Annotated in this window: 2 protein-coding genes; one reads left to right on the top strand and one right to left on the bottom strand. The window is 34.6% G+C overall.

Annotated features, from left to right (window positions below; genetic code table 11):
* Positions 1-2,214 (bottom strand): thermopsin family protease (locus AOG55_RS02065; protein WP_055040834.1); only part of this gene is annotated, 2,214 nt, incomplete at its 3' end.
* Between AOG55_RS02065 and AOG55_RS02060 the strand changes: the two genes are divergently transcribed.
* Complete coding sequence (locus AOG55_RS02060) at positions 2,186-2,449, top strand: formyltransferase family protein (protein ID WP_084779387.1); 264 nt, start codon at positions 2,186-2,188, stop codon at positions 2,447-2,449. The two genes, AOG55_RS02065 and AOG55_RS02060, sit on opposite strands and share 29 nt — an antisense overlap.
* The last annotated feature ends 63 nt before the right edge of the window (positions 2,450-2,512 follow it).

The raw sequence follows: 2,512 nt of genomic DNA, 5'->3' as shown, positions 1-2,512 counted from the left end.
TAATAAATTAAAAAATGGAAAAATAAAATAGTATAAGGGTACATAATCGCCGCCAATTGCAATAAGGCCATCGTTATTATATGGTATTGTGCCATTAAAGTTATACCAGAAATTACCTCCCTGGTATCTTGTATATATAATGCTTCCATATAATGCAAAACCGTTGAAATAATGTACAATGTATGCCGGCTGTTTTGTTATGTTCCAGTGGTCAACATACATTGCAAAGCCTCCGGTATATATTGAGACCTCTGGACTGTAGGCTGTGATCTCCACATCAAAGAAGTTATTATATATTGTATCATTTGATGAGTACTCTGCAAGCCCAAGTGGTGCACCCCATATATTTGTTATATCTTCGAAGGTATTATTGTATATTAATGGTGAGTTAAATAAATAATTGCCCCATATTGTCACATTATTACTGTTGAATACAAGCATTCCACTGTCCATAACGTTAAATGTATTCGATCCAATAAGTATCCTTGTCGAGTTCCATATTACAAGGTTTGCCGCTGGGAAACCTTCAAGGCTTGAGGAGAAGTATCCTGAAATATCGTTAGATTTCCATACTGTTATATTTGATGCATTGTAAAATTCATAGTTAAGGAAGTTATATGATGGGAATTTATAGAAATTAACATATCCTGAATATTCTGGATTATTATATTTAATGAACAGTGATGGCATATGATATAAAACCGCACTGGCATTTGTGTTCATAATTAAAACTCCTGAAAATACCGGGAATGCATAGTCATTGAACTCCTCAAATAGTGAATTTACAGGCATTGTCTGAACATTGTAAACCACATACGGATTATTCAGTGTACCATTGCCATACAATGATATGTTTTTTAGCTGTGAGTTATCAAATGCGTATAACGGTGTGTATATCCCCATAAAATTATTAAAGGGCAGTGATGCATCGTTGCCAATGGTAAACATTACAGGATTATGGTAGCTCATTAGAGCCTCTGCAGTATAGTATCCACTGGGCAATGTAAAGCTGTATGTGCCATTTAATGATAATGGTGACCATGCAGCCATGCTCTCATTGAATGCACCCGGAGACACAAACATGAAAGCATTTGATGGACTCACCCTTCCAGAATAGTGAACCATTTTATTATTATTTGAAATGCCCCACATTCCGTACACAAATGATGGGCCAGGTGTAAGATGTGCGGTATAATTATTCCATGATACTGAAACACCCTCTGATGTTTCACCTGTTTCAGATCCAGTATCATATGCAGATGGTACATTGTAATATTTACCGGATTTTTCGTATTTTAAATTCATCGTGGCATTTATATTGTATATAGATGTTGTGCTTCCACCTCCGGGTCCGCCAACCATTATCTCAAAATCATATGGTATAAATCCTGTTGGTGTTACATGTGTTCCACTTGCAAGATATTCTGGTTTTACTGCGGTGAAGCTAGCAGGCTGGTTATATGTTGAATTAAATAAAACCCTGTCATAAGAACCTGATACAGTTTTATTATTATATGTTAAGGAATAATTGAAATACACTGCACTATCCCTGTCTATTACGGTGGAATTTAGATATAAATTAAGTGTGAATGGATATGTTACTGTTATTGTCGGGCCTATATCATAATAAAACACAGGTGCAACAAGATTTCCGTCATATGAATACAAGGAATTATTGCTCATATAGAAGGCAGGTGAGGAGAAGTTCCATATGTTGTCTAAAAATGTTATCTGATGTGTTCTGGCTGAGTAAAATACAACATTTTGAGTCCAGAAATTATAGCTAGAATTTCCAAACAGTGTAACATTAGAAAGCACTGAATTTAATTGAAAAGTTTCACTGTATGGGCCATCATTAAGAAGATAAAAATCATTCATGTTATTGATATGTATTGATGCCATAACACTGTTTGTCGTTAGATTATATCCCACAAGGTGGCCTGAAACATTTTTTGTTCCATAAAATCCTATTCCCATCGGTGCTGGTGCAGATGTATATGATGGTGTTATGACACCATTTTGTTTATTGATATGGGTTACGAATGTAGGCAGGCTTGCATATTTTATTGGTATGCCCTTTTCCTGAAGCTCCTTTTCAATTTTCAACAATTTTGGTGAATAGCTTACATTTTTATTAACCGTTGAGGTAGAGCTCTCTGGTGTGTTTTTATCATGTGGCGCAGCAATGATGGAAAATGCTATAATCACAAACATTAGTGCAACAACTACAGCAAGATTTTCTGGATGCACAATACATTTTGCAACAAATGATGTTGATAATGGCCCAATTATAGACCAGAGGATAGTTAATGTTGATGATTATGATACACCGGAATCACTTGAAGAAAAAATACATGAGCAGGAGCATAAGGCATTGGTATTTTCCATAAACCTTGTATTAAGTGGAAACTATGAGATAAATGGCAAAAGGGTTATAAGGAAATTATAATTTATCCAAAAATATATAATAATTTAACATAATTTTATATTTATAATTAAATGAGGGGTTTAT

The sequence above is a fragment of the Acidiplasma cupricumulans genome, assembly GCF_001402935.1.
In the GTDB taxonomy this organism is placed as follows: domain Archaea; phylum Thermoplasmatota; class Thermoplasmata; order Thermoplasmatales; family Thermoplasmataceae; genus Acidiplasma; species Acidiplasma aeolicum.
Note: the sequence above shows the minus strand (reverse complement) of the source record. Positions and strands in the feature narration are given on the sequence as shown.